This window comes from Paenibacillus sp. YAF4_2, assembly GCF_052113225.1.
Taxonomy (GTDB): domain Bacteria; phylum Bacillota; class Bacilli; order Paenibacillales; family Paenibacillaceae; genus Pristimantibacillus.
This window is the reverse complement of the sequence record NZ_JBFRCT010000002.1, coordinates 580,058-596,341: the sequence shown is the minus strand read 5'-3', so window position 1 is coordinate 596,341 and position 16,284 is coordinate 580,058. Positions and strand designations below refer to the sequence as shown.

The window sequence follows — 16,284 nt, the reverse complement described above, 5'->3', positions numbered from 1 at the left end:
GTAAACGGCTGCGCCGTCTCCATCGGAGGGTGCAGATAACGTTTCGCCGGTGAAATATAAACACAGTATAAATAAATCTATACTTTATTATATTTCAAACAAACCTATTACCCCCTTGTGAAAATATGCACAAGAAAAGAAATAAGCATGTCAGCGTATTCGTATCGAATGTGTCCCCTTCTCCCATCCAGACTATACTGTCGGTCCCGGATTTGCACCAGGTCCACCGTTCCGTCCATAACAATGCGAGGAATCGCTCTTGTCATGAATGGCCCGGGTCACGGACTGACGAGAAAGCGCCGCACGCTGGTAAACCAGTTGTGCAGACGCCGCTCGATCACCGCCGGTTGGGAATTTCACCCCGCCCCGAAGGTAAGCCACAATAACTATAATTTTGTTAGTATCTTAACACTAAGCTTCGTAAACTTCAACCTTTTGCATTTTGTCGCGTCCTTTGAACGCGTCAACATGCTCCATACCTTTTGTAACTTTACCAAAAACAGTATGTTGGCCGTCAAGATGCGGCTGTGGTTGGTAACAAATGTAGAATTGGCTTCCGCCTGTGTTGCGGCCGGCATGTGCCATTGCGAGTGTACCACGCTCATGCTTGTTCGGGTTGATCTCACAGTTAATTGTGTAGCCTGGACCACCAGTGCCTGTACCATTAGGGCAGCCGCCTTGTGCAACGAAGCCAGGAATAACGCGGTGGAATACCAGACCGTTATAGTAACCTTCGTTTACAAGCTTTTCGAAGTTTTCTACTGTTTTTGGAGCATCTTGGTCGAACAGATCGAGAATAACCTCTGCACCGTTCTCAAGTGTGATCTTTGCTTGTTTAGCCATTTCTAACATCTACCTTTCTATATCCGAATAAGACTACGTTACCAAATTTCGCCCTTACTTAGCAAGCGATTTGCGAAGTCTTGCCGGAATAACGTCATTGCACACGATATTTTCAAGCGATTCACGTTGTACAACGAGGTCAGATTGACCGTCTTTTACGAAGACAACTGCAGGGCGGCGGAAGCGGTTGTAGTTGCTCGCCATCGCGTAGTTGTAAGCACCAGTACAGAACACGGCAAGCAGGTCGCCTGTCTCTGATTTAGGCAGTTCAAGGTCAATAATCAGCTTATCGCCGCTCTCGCAAGCTTTACCAGCGATTGTAACCGTCTCAACATTCGCTTCATTGGCGCGGTTAGCCAGAATTGCTTCGTAACGGGATTGATACAGGGCAGGACGCGGGTTATCCATCATACCCCCATCTACTGCAACATATTTGCGAACGCCAGGGATTTCTTTCATTGTGCCAACTGTGTACAGTGTTGTACCAGCATCGCCTACGATACTGCGGCCTGGCTCAACCCAGATCTCAGGAAGCGGGAAGTTTGCAGCTGTGAAATTCGTAATGATCGCGTCTGTAATTGCACCAACATATTGCGCTACTGGAAGTGGTGTATCGCCTTCCACGTAACGAATGCCGAAGCCGCCGCCAAGGTTGATAACTTGGAAAGTATGGCCAAGCTCATTACGGATTTCAACAGCAAATGCTGCTACTTTGTCAACTGCCATGCGGAAGCCGTCTACTTCAAAGATTTGAGATCCGATATGGGAATGAACGCCCAGAATCTCGATGTTCGAAAGCTCAAGCGCTTCTTTGATCGCTTCTTTCGCTGCGCCGTTGCCAAGGTCGAAGCCAAACTTCGAATCTTGTTGGCCAGTCGAAATATATTCATGCGTATGTGCTTCTACGCCTGGTGTAATGCGGAACAGGATTTTCACTTTTTTGCCTTTGTCGGCAGCAAGTGCATTCAGCAAACGGAGCTCTACGAAGTTATCAACAACAAAACAGCCGATGTTTGCATCAAGCGCCATGTTGATTTCGTCAGGTGTTTTGTTGTTGCCATGGAAGTGAATGCGGGCAGCCGGGAAGCCTGCTTGCAGAGCCGTGTAAAGCTCACCGTCGGAAACAACGTCAAGCGACAATCCTTCTTGCTCAGCAATTGCGCACATTGCCATAACAGAGAATGCTTTGCTCGCGTAAGCTACTTGGAATTTAAGGCCGGAAGCCTTGAATGCTGTAACATATTCGTTAGCGCGTTGACGAACAAGCGCCTCGTCAACAATATACAGCGGAGTGCCGTACTCTTGCGCCAATCCTGTTACGTCTACTCCGCCAATTTCCAAATGCCCTTCGGCATTAATTTTGCTTGTGCCATGTAAATACATGAATCATTTCCCCCTTGGATTTCGACTACCATTACGCGATAGAAGTTAATTACGATTTGCACCAATAGACACAGTATATCGTAATCTATCCTTGAGAGAAATGGATAAAATAACATTTCATTTGTATTTCTTAGCCTCTATTCTGAGCGAGGCATTTTGTCGCTTTGCTGCGGCCGGAGCAGATTCGGACGAGTCCTGTTTTTAAGCACCGGCTTCCTTACAATGATGTTCCACATTGCCCGGTAATCGAATGGAATAAAAGGCCACATATATGGACGATTGAACGAGCGCTGCATGCACAGCATCATGAGAATCGCCGTTGTTGCAACAACAAAACCAGGTGCATGGAAGATTGATACGGCTAATATCAGCACAAGACGCACGATGCGGTTGGCCAGCCCAAGCTCATAGCTTGGCGTTGCGAACATCCCAACTGCTGCAATCGCCATATAGAGGATAACCTCATTGATGAACAGCCCTGTCTTGACTGCTATATCGCCAACCATAATGGCCGCAACGAGAGAGACGGCAGTGGCGAGTGTGGACGGCGTATGCACCGAGGCTAGCCGCATAAGGTCGACGCCAACTTCTACAATTAAGAACTGGACTATAAGCGGCAGCTTGCCGATCTTCTCCGGCCCAAGGAATTCAAGTGCCTGAGGCTTCAGCTCCGGATGAATGACAAACAAGAGCCATAGCGGAAGCAGGAACAGTGAGGAAAATATGCCAAGAAATCTGACCCAACGCAGATAGGTGCCAACAAATGGTGTCTGGCGGTTCTCCTCCGCATGTTGAATCAGATCGAAAAAGGTTGTTGGCAGAATCATAGCGCTTGGCGATGTATCCACAAAGACGACAACATTCCCTTCGAGCAAATGAGCAGCCACAACGTCAGGCCGCTCCGAATAGCGGACAAGCGGGAACGGGTTCCAGCCACGCTGTACCGTCGCTTCTTCCAGCTGTTTATCGGCGAGGGGCAAGCCGTCAATATGGACCAGCTCGATTTTATCCTTAATCGATTTTACTAGTTCCGGATCAGCCAAGTCATTAATATAGGCAATACAAACATCGGATTGTGTCCGTTCCCCCACCCTGACGAGTTCATAACGAAGCTGTGGATCCCGCAGGCGTCTGCGAACGAGCGAAATGTTCATCATCATCGTCTCGACAAAGCCGTCACGGCTGCCGCGAACGACACGTTCAAGCGTTGGTTCCTCTGGATTACGTGCCGGGAAAGCTTTGGCGTCAATTATAATGACTTCAGTTTCTTTATCAATAAACATGGCCGTTGAGCCGGATAACACGAAGGTCAGCATCTCATTCCATTTTTCTTTTTTCTCCGCCTGTGCAGCGGGCACATAATGACTCAGAAAAGAATGGAAAGCATCACTGGATATCTCATCCTGCTGCAAGTAAGTAAGGCGTTTCAATATCTCGGTTAATATCGTATCTTTGGCTAACCCGTTCATATAGAAAAAGGCAACACGCCTCTCGCCAAACGTCATTTCCCGCACAACGATGTCAAAGCTTACTTTATAACCAACTTCATTTTCCAGCCGCGCATAGATTTCATCCAGATTGTCAGGGATGACATCATCCTTGTCATTCTCCTTAGCCTCAGATTTGCGAGTTCGGCTTGGCTCCTTCGTCAATTCAAAGGCAGGAGTAGGGATCGCCATTCCCTGCTCTTCATTCTTTTGTTCACTCGGTATGTACATATACGGGGGCTCCCCGTTTGAGTGCTCCCGATCTTTATCTCGATCTTTATCTCGATCTTTATCTCGATCTGTCACTGCCATCTACCTCCATGCCTTTTGATCACTACCATTGGAAATACAGCCAATCAAATAAAGAGCCTAATGTTTTGCCAAGTACCATCGCCATCACCAGACCAACCAGATAATCAGAAAGATTCATTCGTTTGGCCAGAATGGGCAGCACGTTCATCACTTCCGTCAACGCACCTGCCAGCATCCCAACAAATACACCAGACATTAGTCCCGAGATCGTCAAGATCAGAGCCTTCGGCAGACTAAGCCGCCAATCCATAAAATCAGCAAATGTCCAGTACATGGAGCCGCAAATAACAGCTGATTCGAACCAAATGGACATCCGGTACGCGTATGCGATTTGGGCGATTCGTGGGATGAGGTCAAGTACAATAAGGAAGGCGACCAATCCGCTGCCGACCGCAAGTCCCCCTGACAAGCCAAGGAGGATGATGAAGAGATGCATAAGCCAATCACCCATCATCCTCGCTCCGTTCACCGTGCTGGTTGTTTTTCTTGCGCATCTCATCGGCGATGACATAGGCATTCACATTTTCTTGATAAGTATAGAGCTCGACCTCTAACGGATTAGGTTCCTCGTTGAACCTTTTACGGAAGAGATGGTTGAAGAACAAAATCATGCCTAGACCGATTCCAAGCGAGTACGGGATCTGAAACCAAAGTGGATGATCGGAGCGTTTGCCGGTCAAGAGCTCTACAATGCGGATATGCACTTCCTTCATGCTGACGTCGGTATGGAAATTCATAATCGCAAGCCCGGCTCCAAAAAAGAGCAGCAGCCAAGCGAACAAAAGCACCACGATCCGGGGCTTCTGTGGCTTAGGCGAAATCATGATCAACACTTGGGGGTCCCCGTAAGCCTCTACCGACAATGACGGGACCACCTCCCGTATGACTCGTACGATCTGGAGCAAGTCAATAACGACGCGATTGCCGTCACCTTTGTGATGACGGTACAGCACCAGTTCATTTAGCTCTTGCTCCAGCTCATCCGTAGGCGCCAGCAGACGCGATACCTGTCCAAGTGTTACACTTCGCTCCGGCCGGATATTTACTTTTTTCTTAAGACGAAGATAGAGGGCGGATGGCTGAGCTGCTTCCATCTGTCATCATTCCTTTGTTTCCCATAGGGTTTACTTCCTTGTTAGTATGAGAAAAGGAGTAAACGGATAGTCATGCTTGTAGAGGTAAAATATGCAAACTTTCCACAAGGAAATAAACACATCGAATGGAATTATAAGAGATCAGTTATTATCCAAAGGAGATCACTTCATGAAAATCGCCATTATTGGCTCGGGCGGTGCGGGTAAATCTACGTTTGCCAGGAAGCTTGGACAGGATTTAAACCAAAAGGTGTATCATTTAGATGCTCTGTTCTGGAAACCAAATTGGGCTTTGGTGCCAAGAGTTGAACAAATACAAGTCCAAAATGACTTGGTTCAGCAGAAGGACTGGATCATTGATGGCAATTACGGCGCTACAATTGACATCAGATTACATGCGGCAGATACCATTATCTTTTTAGATTATCCTAGGGTGATTTGCCTCTACCGTGCGATTAAGAGAACAATCCAGTATCGGAAACAATCACGCCCAGATATGGGTGAAGGCTGCGAGGAAAGATTCGATCTTACATTTTTGAAATGGATTTGGGAATATCCGAAGACAAAGAGACCAGAGACCATGAGCAAACTGCAGCAATTGTCGAGTAGGAAGCACATCGTGATTTTGAAGTCGCCTAGAGAGGCCAGGCGGTATTTAGAGGCTGTTAGTAGATCGGGAACATTGCCAAGGGAATAGACGTTTGAAAACAGACCAAATGGCCAGAGGCTCATCCTTTTCAAGATGACTCAGATGGCCATTTGGTCTGTTTTGAAGAGCGTATGTGTAGGATTTAACTGGTTATAAGAACATTTTCTGAATTGTTCGGATCTGTAAACGTTGTGCTGGCAATGAGTTTATGATCAGCATTACGTGCATCAATCTTATAGGGTGCCGTTGCTGAAGCTGGCAGAACAACATACCATAATCTCTCCTCTGACCCAATAGGAATCAGCTTGGCATCATACGTTGCCGTATCCTCACCGCCGAAAGAAAACGTAACAGTGTCTATAGACGAGTTCATCACTTGTCCAAACACAATTGGGAACGGACCGTGTATAGCCTTGATCCTCGGCATACTCATATAATTGAGTGCCACATCAGAATCTGCACCATTAGATATGCTATATCCACCACCCCACACCCATTTCCATCCGAGCCACGAATGGCGAACAAACTCAATTTGCAGATCTGTGCCTTCCTTATGCTCATTATTTTTATAGAAAAGAATAGCTCCTCCGTCTACTTTCTCTTGACTTATGACGTGATTATTTCCAATTCCCCTAAACTTTCGAACCGCTTCAACAGGTGTTTTTCCTACTGGAATTTGCATAGTCCACTTATTCCCTATTGCGCGTGAAAACCTCCAGTCGGCGATCCCTCCAGGACTATCGTACGCATAGATGGCAACAACAACTAGGACAAGGACAGCTAAAACTGACGTACAAATTCCTAACCACCTTGTTCGTATTTTCCCGTTCATGACTGCAATCCCCCTGATGTATTTATCGAAAATTAATGGTTTACCTCTTCATTCTTAATCGCTTTATTTTTATAATCTTGTAACAAATGGTAGATATCTATCTTCCACACCCCATCTTCTTTTTGCAGCCCTAAAGCCATGGAATGCGTACTGTTTTCTAAACTTAGAGTAATCAGTACAACTACTTTATTCTCCTCGGCTGTGCTCTCATCTATTTTGATAGAATCATAGTATCTATAGTGCATAGCTGTTTCAGAATCATACGTCATTGCATATTTAAAATAGTCGTCATGAAAGGTATTCGAGTCCGGAAGTTGTCCTCCATTATACACAATCTGATAAAGCAAATCAGGGTCTCCTATCGATATGCTGTACATATACACCAGCATCATGTCCTCAGGGGTAAACTGAATAAGCTCGCTTAAGTCCCTATCCTCTCTAAACCGGGTAAATGCTTCCTGCTTATCTGAGGACAGTTGTTTAAGATATGAGAACTTTTCAGCTTGGTCCTGAACTTGAGCAGGAGTGTCAGTACTAACAGCAGCAACTAGAGATACTGCGGCGTACTCATCCTTAGGCATTTCCTTACTATAGATTAACAACAAAATAATAAGAGGTAATAGAATAATCATTAAACCGGATTTTTTCAATGTCTCACTCCTCTACAATCCAATATTTCAAATCCATATTACCACATTATGGAATTCATGCACATCTAACATAATACCTATACCTTTTTCATTGCATTGCTGAACTGCTTCATAAGAAGTGGTTTCTCTTTGTCATAAGACCAATAGATGACTAAGACATTTTTGGTTCTGATTACATGAGGATACAGGTCACCTAACTTGATGCCAGCTGGCAAGGTAAGTTCGAAAGGTACTGGAACAGCACCATTAATGTCTATTGGAGTGGACGCCAATTGCTTTGCTGTTGTTAATTGTTCAACGTCCAAACCTTGCTTTTGTAGAGCTTCTCTCACATCATCCATCCGCATTAACGATTCCATTGTTTGAGCATGATGAGAGAATAAATACAAGAGTGATTAAGATGCCGTAGAGAAAAACTTGCTTCTTCATGTTTGACCCCCCTGTTTATGTGATTTCTAAAAAAAATATCCATTTACAATTCTTAACGGTACATTTCATTTGTTACGATAAATAACGAAACAAAAAAGACCAAATGGCCTTACGAACATCTGTAAAGATGGTTCGTTTGGTCATTTGGTCTTTTTCGTCCTGCACGATTTGCTCGCTTTCTACGAAGAACAAATCGCCAATACTGAGCAATCTGTTCTCGTATTTACGACGAGCAAATCGCGGCTATTGCGCGATTTGCTCTCTTCCTACGAAGAACAAATTGCTATTATTGTGCAATTTGTTCTCTTCCTACGAAGAACAAATTGCTATTATTGTGCAATTTGTTCTCGTATAACCTGCAAAATTTTCTTCTCCAACCTCGACACCTGGACCTGGGAAATCCCCAGGCGGCTGGCGACCTCGGATTGGGTTTTATCACGGTAATAACGTAAGTATACGATAAGCCGTTCGCGCTCACTAAGTCCTTCGATTGCTTCTAACAAAGCCAGCTTATCGAACCAGCGCTCCTGGGAATCATCGGCGATTTGGTCCATCAGCGTGATAGGATCGCCGTCATTTTCGAATACGGTCTCATGAATGGAAGTTGGAGGTTTGTTCGCTTCCTGTGCGAAGACAACATCCTCCGGCGTTATGCCAAGCCGATCCGCTACTTCGCTTACCGTTGGCAGGCGACCAAGCGTTTTGGATAACTCATCCTTCATCTTCCGTACCTTATTCGCGGTTTCCTTCAGTGAACGACTTACCTTGAGCGTACCATCATCGCGCAGAAAACGCTGGATCTCCCCGATAATCATTGGCACGGCATAAGTAGAGAATTTCACATCATAGGATAGATCGAACTTATCGACAGACTTCAGTAAGCCGATACAGCCAATTTGAAACAAATCTTCCGGTTCGTAACCGCGATTAATGAACCGCTGAACGACGGACCAGACTAACCTGATATTACACTGCACAAGCGTATCTCTTGCTAATGTATCGCCCGACTGGCTTAACGCAATAAGACGCTTAACTTCCGCATCATCCAAATACGGCTGAGCCGTTTGCTTCAAATCGACATCCATGAGGTTCAACCCCTATGCGCTAGTTATACAGCGCTTTTTTCGATTCAATACGCTTTAGCATTGCTACCCGCGTACCCTGGCCCAGAGCACTTGTCACTTCAAAACGGTCCATGAAATTTTCCATAATCGTAAAGCCCATACCCGAACGTTCGAGCTCCGGCTTCGAGGTATAGAGCGGCTGACGAGCCAGGTCGAGATCCTCAATGCCTCGGCCATTATCGCTAATCGAGATCGACACCACATCTCCATCAATGGAAGCCTCAATAATCACTTTTCCAGCAGGATCACTGTCGTAGCCATGAATAATCGCGTTCGTAACGGCCTCAGACACCGCGGTCTTCAGGTCGTTCAGCTCCTCAAGAGTCGGATCAAGCTGTGACACAAACGAGGCTACAGTAATACGTGCAAAAGCCTCATTCTCCGACCGGGCGCTAAAGGTTAACGTCATTTCGTTGCGTCCCATTACGAGACCACCTCCAGACTAGAAATCGCCATTCTCTCGTTGTCGTAGATGCTCATTATTTTAAACAAGCCCGACATTTCAAACAGGCGGTAGACACTAGGGTTCACATCACAGACGACCATCTTGCCGCCTTTACTGCGAACCTGCTTATATCTGCCCAAAATGACGCCTAATCCGGAGCTGTCCATAAACTGCAGATCCTTCAGGCTGAGTATAATGTGGCGACTATCGCCTCGCATGATCTCCGCTTCCATCTTGTTGCGGACAATGTCCGCCGTATGATGATCTAGCTCTCCACGGAGACGAACAATCAATACATTACGATAATGCTCCAGTTCTGCTTGCAAACTCATTGTCGCCGTTCAACTCCTTTAAGCTTCGCTATTGGATCGATCTACGATTTCTCCATCCATCGCGATGTTTCCTGCACGGCGACAAAACTAGAAGCAGAGCGCTAGAACCCGACAAATTACGCTACTAGAATAATCCTCCGAAGGACCGTTTGAGCATCATCCACCAGCCTGCTTTGCCAATTGACTGTGGAGCATCGACCGGGAACTCCTTCACAATTTGATCACCCTGATAGACGACCAGCTTGCCGATTGATTGTCCAATCGCAACTGGTGCTTTAAGTGGTTGATCGATCTGCAGCTCGTAACGGATATCCTTTGTAGCAGCACCTTTTTTGAGCAAAATGCTATATGGATGCTTCGCAACCAATGGCAATTCTCTCACAGCGCCTTTTTCGATCTTCACCGTTCCCATCGTGTCGCCTTCTTTAAAGATCGGATGCGTCATATACTGGGCGAACGTGAAATCGAGCATTTGCGATACTTCTGCATTTCTAGTTTTGGTATTCGGCTCACCCATAACGACGGCAATAACACGCAGATTGTCACGTTTGGCAGTCGCGGTTAAGCAGAACTTGGCTTCATTCGTAAATCCTGTTTTGAGCCCGTCTGCTCCGCTGTAGAAGCGTACAAGCTTATTGGTGTTCACAAGCCAGAATGGTTTCTCAGATGACTTGCGCAAATAATCCTGATACATACCGGTATATTTCGTAATCTCGGAGTGCTTAAGAAGCTCACGTGACATCACGGCAATATCATTTGCGGATGTGTAATGGTCTGACGCAGGCAAACCATTACAGTTGGCAAAATGGGTGTTCTGGAGACCCAACTGCTGTGCTTTCTCATTCATCATGGCGACAAACTGCTGCTCGGTACCTGCCAGCTTCTCAGCCATTGCAACGGAAGCATCATTACCGGAAGCAAGCGCGATGCCTTTCAACATTTCATCGACGGACATTTCTTCGCCTGGCTCGAGAAAGATTTGTGAACCGCCCATAGAAGCAGCGTACTCACTAGTTGGCACTTTGTCGGTCAGCTTGATTTTCCCGTCGTCCAGCGCTTCCATGATCAGCAGCAGAGTCATCACTTTCGTGATGCTGGCTGGGGGAAGCTTGACGTTGCTGTCTTTCTCGAAAATGATGGTCCCGCTGTCAGCGTCCATTAAGACCGCTGAACGTGCAGAAGGTGCTAGATCAAGCGATGCGGATTGCTGCTGACCTGGAGCGGATGACACTGGCTCCTTAGCAATAACGTTCTCATTAGCATAAGCAGCAGCTGGCATTGCAACGAGGGCGAATGCAGCGAATAGAATGAACAGCTTCGTACAAACTTTTTTCATGAGCAGGTCTCCTCCAAAGATGATGCGGTTCTTGTCGTTAGCTTCTAACACCGCAATTGGGCTATATTGTCTTCTCCAGTCTTGACCTCTTTCATGAAAAATATTCCACGCGATAGATGTCGGTTTTTGATACTGCCATCTGACGGGCAGTTCGCTGTGTCATTAGACTCCTTCGGGGCTTACAGCATCTAAGTTACTGATTCCAGCCTTACAGGGATATTGAGCTCTATTGTAATAAACAACAAAAACCGCCATACTCGCGTGGAGTATGGCGGTTTAAATTCATTCTTAGTAACGTACCGTTCCTTCAGCCGTCACGACAGACAGCAGCAGAGGACGTTCTTCCGGCTTGTCAGTCGATATGGTGTAGGCATCCCGAACCTTCGCTGTTACTTCTTCCAGAGTGGAATCATTAGCGCGGGTATGCAGTACAGCCAGCGTATCCCCTTCACTTACTGAATCGCCAACCTTTTTGCGGATGATGATCCCTACAGAGTAATCAATTGACGCTTCCTTTGTCGCTCGGCCAGCTCCAAGGAGCATCGCCGCAATACCAAGCTGCTCGGCGTGAATAGAAGCAATGTAGCCTGCACCAGCCGCTTTCACTTCCACCTGCTCTGCCGCTTGTGGCAAAAGCTCAACATCATCGGCCACCGAAGCGTCGCCGCCTTGTGCTGCAATAAACTGCTTGAACTTGGAGAGCGCCTCTCCACTATCCAATTGCCGCTGCAACAAGGCTTTTGCCTCGGAAAAATCCTTCGCCTTACCGCCAAGCACAACCATATGCGCACCTAACGTTAAACATAATTCAGTCAGATCAGCAGGACCTTTGCCCTGTAAAGTTTCAATAGCTTCTCGAACCTCAAGTGCATTACCAATGGCAAAACCAAGCGGCTGGTCCATATCACTAATAACAGCTGCTGTTTGTCGGCCGACTTGTGTGCCGATCTCAACCATCGCTTGCGCTAATTGTTCCGAATCCTCAACCGTCTTCATAAAAGCGCCGCTGCCCGTCTTCACGTCCAGCACAATGGCATCTGCGCCAGCAGCAATCTTCTTGCTCATCACTGAGCTTGCAATTAGAGGTATCGATTCGACGGTAGCTGTCACATCCCGCAGAGCATACAGCTTTTTGTCGGCTGGCGCCAAATTACCGCTTTGCCCAATAACCGAAATTCCGAGCTCATTCACCTGTTCGAGGAATTTCTCCCTGGACAGCTCGGTTTGAAAACCTGCAATCGATTCCAATTTGTCGATTGTACCGCCTGTATGGCCTAGGCCTCTTCCCGACATCTTGGCAACCGGGACTCCTGCAGATGCTACCAGCGGTGCAATGATAAGAGTTGTCTTATCTCCTACGCCGCCTGTGCTATGCTTATCTACCTTTACGCCTGCAATCGGAGCCAGGTCTACCTGATCTCCCGAATTCGCCATGGCAAGCGTAAGCGCTGCAGTCTCTGCTGGAGTCATTCCACGATAAAAGACTGCCATCGCCCAAGCTGACATTTGATAATCCGGAATACCGCCCTCGCAATAGCCATCCACCAGAAACGTCAATTCTTTCGCAGTCAGCTCACCGCCGTCCCGCTTCTTTTGTATAAGATCTACTGCACGCATGTTATCCACTCCGTTTCGGCCTGCGCAATCATTTATGTGAATGCGCTCGCAGCATCTGCTCCCGAACGATCAGCTCGTCCAGCATTTGGCTGAGCTGGAGCACTTCACGATGTACAAATGTTTTCTTTATCATTGCTTTTTCAACCATTTTCCCTCGCAACTGCTCTATTTCGACGAGTAATTGCTTGTCCATGTTCTCTCCACTCCATCACTCCGTAATCATGGACATTATACGACCGATCCGCCATCAAATACTGTCATATTCCGTCGAGGCGAATATTACAATTTCATTACAATCACCCATTAGAATTGTCGGATTAATTCCTTAACAAGAGCCAAAAATTCAGCTTTTACCCGCTCAGTCGTTTCCATAACTTCTTTATGGGACAATGGTTGATCCAAAACACCGGCAGCCATATTGCTGATACAGGAAATACCTAGTACTTCTATACCAGAATGACGTGCAGCAATGACTTCTGCAACGGTCGACATGCCGACAGCATCTGCACCCAATACGCGCAGCATGCGAATTTCTGCTGGCGTTTCATACGAAGGACCAAGCAGTCCAGCATAAACACCCTCTTGTAGTTTAAGCCCTTGTTTGGCAGCTGTCTCACGAGCAATAGCACGCAGACGTTTGCTGTACGCCTCTGACATATCCGGGAATCTTACACCTAGTTCATTATCGTTCGGGCCGATAAGCGGATTTTTGCCTGTCATGTTCAGATGATCGGAGATCAGCATCAAATTACCTGCTTCGTAGTCCAGGTTCACACCGCCAGCAGCATTGGTAACAAGCAAGGTAGTAACGCCAAGTGCCTTCATGACACGGACAGGGAATGCCGTAAGCTGTGGACCATATCCTTCATACATATGAAATCTGCCTCGCATGAGCAGTACAGTACGTCCTGACAATGTACCAACCAGCAGTTCACCTGCATGACCTTCTACCGTTGATACCGGGAAATGTGGGATTTCGCTGTAATCAATCGTTACTGCATTCTCGATATGATCTCCAAGAACACCTAGTCCAGAACCCATAATCAAGCCAATCTCCGGCTTTACTTGTACACGACCTGCAATATAAGCTGCTGCCTCTTTAATCTGGGCTGCCGTCATTGTATTTGAACTCATCGTAAGTTCCTCCTCTAATCCTTATCTATTCTTTTGTATGAAGCAAGTTCAAAAAGCTTGTACCGTTTGGCGGGGATGAAACACCAAAATTATCAGCAATCGTAGCGCCAAGGTCTGAGAATGTCGCTCTCGTATCCAGCAAGGCCGGTTTAGCAAATGCCGGGCTGTATAACAAAAGAGGCACGTATTCACGCGTATGATCCGTCCCTGGATGAACCGGATCATTCCCATGGTCGGCCGTTACGATTAGCAGATCACGCTCACCAATCGTTCGTTCAAGCTCAGGAATAGCACGGTCAAATTCCTCCAGCGCACCTGCATATCCTTCCGGATCACGGCGATGGCCAAACAAGGAGTCGAAATCCACAAGATTCGTGAACAGCAGACCTTTGAACGGCTTCTTAAGAGCTTCAATTGTACGCGTAATGCCATCTGCATTGCTTTTGGTCGAGGTTGTTGCTGTAATGCCTTCCCCGTCAAAAATATCATTAATCTTTCCGATTGCAATGGTATCGTAGCCATTATCCTTCAGGCTATTGAGAACTGTCGCCTCCGGTGGCTTCACAGCATAGTCATGGCGGTTTGGTGTACGTTTGAACGCTCCTGGCGAACCGGTATACGGTCTTGCAATTACTCTGCCTACTGTGAATCGCTCATCCATCGTTAATTCACGGGCAATTTCACAGCCGCGGTAAAGCTCTTCCAGCGGAATAATCTCCTCATGTGCAGCAATTTGAAAGACACTGTCTGCAGAGGTATAAACGATCCATGCCCCTGTCTCCATTTGCTCCGCACCAAGCTCATCCAATATTTCCGTCCCGCTTGCAGGCTTATTGCCAATGACCTTACGGCCTGTCCGCTCCTCGAACACAGAGATCAGTTCATCTGGAAAACCTTTAGGGAAAACTTGAAATGGAACTGTCATATTGAGGCCCATTAGCTCCCAGTGCCCAGTCATTGTATCTTTGCCAACCGATACTTCCGCCATTTTGCCATAGTAAGCTGCAGCCGCTACGCCTTCCGGCTTCCAATCCGATAATTGAGCGATTCGGTCGAGTCCCCAACGGCGCATATTCGGGAGTTGAATCGTTGGCACTCGCTCTATAATATGGCCAAGTGTATGAGAACCACTGTCCCCAAAAGATGGAGCGTCCGGCAGTTCTCCAATCCCAACGCTGTCTAACACAATAACAGCAATTCGATCAAATTTCATAAATTTTACCTCCTACTCCCGGCGTATGGTTATCCTTTAAGCACGGGGATGAGCATTCGAGTATACATCCTTCATTCTTACCTTAGATAAACGGGTGTAACGCTGTGTGGTCGAAATGTCAGCATGTCCAAGCAGCTCCTGCACAGCGCGGAGGTCTGCCCCGTTCTCCAGCAAATGAGCAGCGAAGGAGTGTCGCAGTGTATGCGGCGTTATTTCCTCTGAAATACCCGCTTCCTTCGCGTATTTTTTCACCATTTTCCAAAACCCTTGACGTGTCATACGTGTACCCAGCTGATTCAGAAACAGAGCAGGCTCCGATTCATTATGCCTAAGCAGCTCCGAACGGCCGGATTGCAAATAATCGACTAAGGCTGTGGCAGCCATGCGGCCAAAAGGGATAATTCGCTCCTTCATCCCGCTGCCGACGCAACGGATGACATTAAGCTGGTCATTAACACTGTCTACATTGAGCGAGATGAGCTCAGAGACCCGGATACCCGTCGCATATAACAGCTCCAGCATCGCTTTATCTCGCTTCCCGGGAGCATTAACCGGCTGAGGCGTTTCAAGCAGCAGGCCGGCGTTCTCGACAGACAGGACACTGGGCTCTTTTTTCTCCTGCTTAGGTGACTCTATGTAGATGGCGGGATTAAGCTGAATCAATCCGTTTACCGCCAAATAATGAAAAAATGCGCGAATAGAAGCAATATGCCGGGATACGGTGGATACCTTTCGTCCGCTCTCTTTCAGACGCAACAAATAATGCGACAAATGGTGACGTTGAATGTCCCCCACGTTCGCAACAGACTGTTCTTCCAAATAGTTGAGCAGGCCTTGTAAGTCACGGCCATACGATTCCAGCGTACTGCTTGATAAAGCACGCTCATTGGTTAGGTATTCTATAAAGGATTGTACTTGATCTTTCATGCCGGTTCCTTTCGTTCAAGAAAGATGATCAAGGCCATTCGCCTTAGGGCGATGGTCTTGCTTGTGGCCATATATCCTGCTAACCAACTATTCCACAACCGGCAGATCAAATCCTGCTTTTTGAACTTTAATTCATATTTGATCGATCATTCACCGTACCAATAAAACCACCGCAGTTGTTCTGTTACACTGCCTTTCTCTGCTGTCGCCGGATCAGCTTGAAACACTTTAAGGGATGCACCTTTTGGAGTTTGATAAGGATTGACGGGAGCAATGACGTCAACCAGCCATCGATAGCTGCCCGTCGCGATTAGAAACAATAAGGTGAATATAATAACAAATAAAATGCGGTTTAACCATTTACGCACCGAGAGGACCATTCTTCCTTCCCCCTTCATCCATTACGGTTGTCCATCCGTAACAATCTATGAAAGAGGTTCGCCGGATATGCTAAAGGAGCCTAGAACCAGCGCTTGT

The 16,284-nt window shown here is 46.9% G+C and carries 19 protein-coding genes and 1 riboswitch; of the genes, 1 reads left to right on the top strand and 18 read right to left on the bottom strand.

Annotated elements, in window-relative coordinates; genetic code table 11:
- Positions 1 to 171 precede the first annotated feature (171 nt).
- A riboswitch (FMN riboswitch) is annotated at positions 172 to 378 on the bottom strand.
- Positions 379 to 411: 33 nt separating this feature from the next.
- From AB4Y93_RS06835 to AB4Y93_RS06815, 5 genes are all read right to left on the bottom strand, one after another.
- Positions 412 to 843: a peptidylprolyl isomerase gene (locus AB4Y93_RS06835; RefSeq protein WP_167272849.1), complete on the bottom strand. Its 432-nt coding sequence runs from the start codon at positions 841 to 843 to the stop codon at positions 412 to 414.
- A 54-nt stretch (positions 844 to 897) separates the two neighbouring features.
- Entirely contained in the window at positions 898 to 2,226 is a 1,329-nt protein-coding gene (gene lysA / locus AB4Y93_RS06830; protein ID WP_441890235.1) for a diaminopimelate decarboxylase, read from the bottom strand.
- Positions 2,227 to 2,363: 137 nt separating this feature from the next.
- Positions 2,364 to 3,944, bottom strand: a complete 1,581-nt coding sequence (locus tag AB4Y93_RS06825) for a spore germination protein (RefSeq protein WP_441890233.1) — start codon at positions 3,942 to 3,944, stop codon at positions 2,364 to 2,366.
- A 103-nt stretch (positions 3,945 to 4,047) separates the two neighbouring features.
- Positions 4,048 to 4,479 (bottom strand): stage V sporulation protein AB, encoded by a 432-nt coding sequence (locus AB4Y93_RS06820; protein WP_441890231.1) that lies wholly within the window; start codon positions 4,477 to 4,479, stop codon positions 4,048 to 4,050.
- Positions 4,469 to 5,119: a stage V sporulation protein AA gene (locus AB4Y93_RS06815; RefSeq protein WP_441890229.1), complete on the bottom strand. Its 651-nt coding sequence runs from the start codon at positions 5,117 to 5,119 to the stop codon at positions 4,469 to 4,471. The genes AB4Y93_RS06820 and AB4Y93_RS06815 overlap by 11 nt, the downstream gene beginning before the upstream one ends.
- A gap of 169 nt (positions 5,120 to 5,288) precedes the next feature.
- On the opposite strand from AB4Y93_RS06815, the gene AB4Y93_RS06810 reads away from it, so the two are divergent.
- Positions 5,289 to 5,816 carry a DNA topology modulation protein gene (locus AB4Y93_RS06810; RefSeq protein ID WP_441890227.1) on the top strand — a complete coding sequence of 176 codons (528 nt, stop codon included), beginning with the start codon at positions 5,289 to 5,291 and terminating at the stop codon, positions 5,814 to 5,816.
- A gap of 94 nt (positions 5,817 to 5,910) precedes the next feature.
- Here AB4Y93_RS06810 and AB4Y93_RS06805 read toward each other — a convergent pair whose 3' ends face one another.
- From AB4Y93_RS06805 to AB4Y93_RS06745, 13 genes are all read right to left on the bottom strand, one after another.
- Positions 5,911 to 6,600: a hypothetical protein gene (locus AB4Y93_RS06805; protein ID WP_441890225.1), complete on the bottom strand. Its 690-nt coding sequence runs from the start codon at positions 6,598 to 6,600 to the stop codon at positions 5,911 to 5,913.
- Between the two features lie 32 nt (positions 6,601 to 6,632).
- Positions 6,633 to 7,250 carry a hypothetical protein gene (locus AB4Y93_RS06800; protein WP_441890223.1) on the bottom strand — a complete coding sequence of 206 codons (618 nt, stop codon included), beginning with the start codon at positions 7,248 to 7,250 and terminating at the stop codon, positions 6,633 to 6,635.
- 77 nt (positions 7,251 to 7,327) lie between these two features.
- On the bottom strand, positions 7,328 to 7,582 hold the full coding sequence (locus AB4Y93_RS06795; protein WP_441890221.1) for a hypothetical protein: 255 nt from the start codon (positions 7,580 to 7,582) through the stop codon (positions 7,328 to 7,330).
- Positions 7,583 to 8,008: 426 nt separating this feature from the next.
- The gene (gene sigF, locus AB4Y93_RS06790) at positions 8,009 to 8,764 is read right to left on the bottom strand and encodes an RNA polymerase sporulation sigma factor SigF (protein WP_167272826.1); all 756 of its coding nucleotides are present in this window, start codon (positions 8,762 to 8,764) and stop codon (positions 8,009 to 8,011) included.
- 19 nt (positions 8,765 to 8,783) lie between these two features.
- On the bottom strand, positions 8,784 to 9,227 hold the full coding sequence (gene spoIIAB, locus AB4Y93_RS06785; protein WP_441890219.1) for an anti-sigma F factor: 444 nt from the start codon (positions 9,225 to 9,227) through the stop codon (positions 8,784 to 8,786).
- The gene (gene spoIIAA, locus AB4Y93_RS06780) at positions 9,227 to 9,580 is read right to left on the bottom strand and encodes an anti-sigma F factor antagonist (RefSeq protein WP_167272818.1); all 354 of its coding nucleotides are present in this window, start codon (positions 9,578 to 9,580) and stop codon (positions 9,227 to 9,229) included. The genes spoIIAB and spoIIAA overlap by 1 nt, the downstream gene beginning before the upstream one ends.
- Positions 9,581 to 9,704: 124 nt before the next feature.
- Positions 9,705 to 10,916, bottom strand: coding sequence for a D-alanyl-D-alanine carboxypeptidase family protein (locus AB4Y93_RS06775; RefSeq protein ID WP_441890216.1), 1,212 nt, complete (start codon positions 10,914 to 10,916; stop codon positions 9,705 to 9,707).
- Between the two features lie 288 nt (positions 10,917 to 11,204).
- A complete protein-coding gene (locus AB4Y93_RS06770) occupies positions 11,205 to 12,533 on the bottom strand; it encodes a pyrimidine-nucleoside phosphorylase (protein ID WP_441890214.1) in 1,329 nt (442 codons plus the stop codon).
- A gap of 28 nt (positions 12,534 to 12,561) precedes the next feature.
- Complete coding sequence (locus tag AB4Y93_RS06765; protein ID WP_167272810.1) at positions 12,562 to 12,726, bottom strand: aspartyl-phosphate phosphatase Spo0E family protein; 165 nt, start codon at positions 12,724 to 12,726, stop codon at positions 12,562 to 12,564.
- A 110-nt stretch (positions 12,727 to 12,836) separates the two neighbouring features.
- Positions 12,837 to 13,667 carry a purine-nucleoside phosphorylase gene (locus AB4Y93_RS06760; protein WP_441890212.1) on the bottom strand — a complete coding sequence of 277 codons (831 nt, stop codon included), beginning with the start codon at positions 13,665 to 13,667 and terminating at the stop codon, positions 12,837 to 12,839.
- 25 nt (positions 13,668 to 13,692) lie between these two features.
- A complete protein-coding gene (gene deoB / locus AB4Y93_RS06755) occupies positions 13,693 to 14,880 on the bottom strand; it encodes a phosphopentomutase (protein ID WP_441890210.1) in 1,188 nt (395 codons plus the stop codon).
- A gap of 36 nt (positions 14,881 to 14,916) precedes the next feature.
- Positions 14,917 to 15,807: a site-specific tyrosine recombinase XerD gene (xerD, locus tag AB4Y93_RS06750; RefSeq protein ID WP_441890208.1), complete on the bottom strand. Its 891-nt coding sequence runs from the start codon at positions 15,805 to 15,807 to the stop codon at positions 14,917 to 14,919.
- Between the two features lie 146 nt (positions 15,808 to 15,953).
- Positions 15,954 to 16,187 carry a DUF4227 family protein gene (locus tag AB4Y93_RS06745; RefSeq protein WP_167272792.1) on the bottom strand — a complete coding sequence of 78 codons (234 nt, stop codon included), beginning with the start codon at positions 16,185 to 16,187 and terminating at the stop codon, positions 15,954 to 15,956.
- Positions 16,188 to 16,284: the final 97 nt, after the last annotated feature.

Excerpts from the sequence above, each read along its gene's own strand:
- AB4Y93_RS06835 (WP_167272849.1), bottom strand. The coding sequence starts at position 843 with ATGGCTAAACAAGCAAAGATCACACTTGAGAACGGTGCAGAGGTTATT.
- lysA (WP_441890235.1), bottom strand. The coding sequence starts at position 2,226 with ATGTATTTACATGGCACAAGCAAAATTAATGCCGAAGGGCATTTGGAA.
- AB4Y93_RS06825 (WP_441890233.1), bottom strand. The coding sequence starts at position 3,944 with ATGTACATACCGAGTGAACAAAAGAATGAAGAGCAGGGAATGGCGATC.
- AB4Y93_RS06820 (WP_441890231.1), bottom strand. The coding sequence starts at position 4,479 with ATGATGGGTGATTGGCTTATGCATCTCTTCATCATCCTCCTTGGCTTG.
- AB4Y93_RS06815 (WP_441890229.1), bottom strand. The coding sequence starts at position 5,119 with ATGGAAGCAGCTCAGCCATCCGCCCTCTATCTTCGTCTTAAGAAAAAA.
- AB4Y93_RS06810 (WP_441890227.1), top strand. The coding sequence starts at position 5,289 with ATGAAAATCGCCATTATTGGCTCGGGCGGTGCGGGTAAATCTACGTTT.
- AB4Y93_RS06805 (WP_441890225.1), bottom strand. The coding sequence starts at position 6,600 with ATGAACGGGAAAATACGAACAAGGTGGTTAGGAATTTGTACGTCAGTT.
- sigF (WP_167272826.1), bottom strand. The coding sequence starts at position 8,764 with ATGGATGTCGATTTGAAGCAAACGGCTCAGCCGTATTTGGATGATGCG.
- spoIIAB (WP_441890219.1), bottom strand. The coding sequence starts at position 9,227 with ATGGGACGCAACGAAATGACGTTAACCTTTAGCGCCCGGTCGGAGAAT.
- spoIIAA (WP_167272818.1), bottom strand. The coding sequence starts at position 9,580 with ATGAGTTTGCAAGCAGAACTGGAGCATTATCGTAATGTATTGATTGTT.
- AB4Y93_RS06775 (WP_441890216.1), bottom strand. The coding sequence starts at position 10,916 with ATGAAAAAAGTTTGTACGAAGCTGTTCATTCTATTCGCTGCATTCGCC.
- AB4Y93_RS06770 (WP_441890214.1), bottom strand. The coding sequence starts at position 12,533 with ATGCGTGCAGTAGATCTTATACAAAAGAAGCGGGACGGCGGTGAGCTG.
- AB4Y93_RS06765 (WP_167272810.1), bottom strand. The coding sequence starts at position 12,726 with ATGGACAAGCAATTACTCGTCGAAATAGAGCAGTTGCGAGGGAAAATG.
- AB4Y93_RS06760 (WP_441890212.1), bottom strand. The coding sequence starts at position 13,667 with ATGAGTTCAAATACAATGACGGCAGCCCAGATTAAAGAGGCAGCAGCT.
- deoB (WP_441890210.1), bottom strand. The coding sequence starts at position 14,880 with ATGAAATTTGATCGAATTGCTGTTATTGTGTTAGACAGCGTTGGGATT.
- xerD (WP_441890208.1), bottom strand. The coding sequence starts at position 15,807 with ATGAAAGATCAAGTACAATCCTTTATAGAATACCTAACCAATGAGCGT.
- AB4Y93_RS06745 (WP_167272792.1), bottom strand. The coding sequence starts at position 16,187 with ATGGTCCTCTCGGTGCGTAAATGGTTAAACCGCATTTTATTTGTTATT.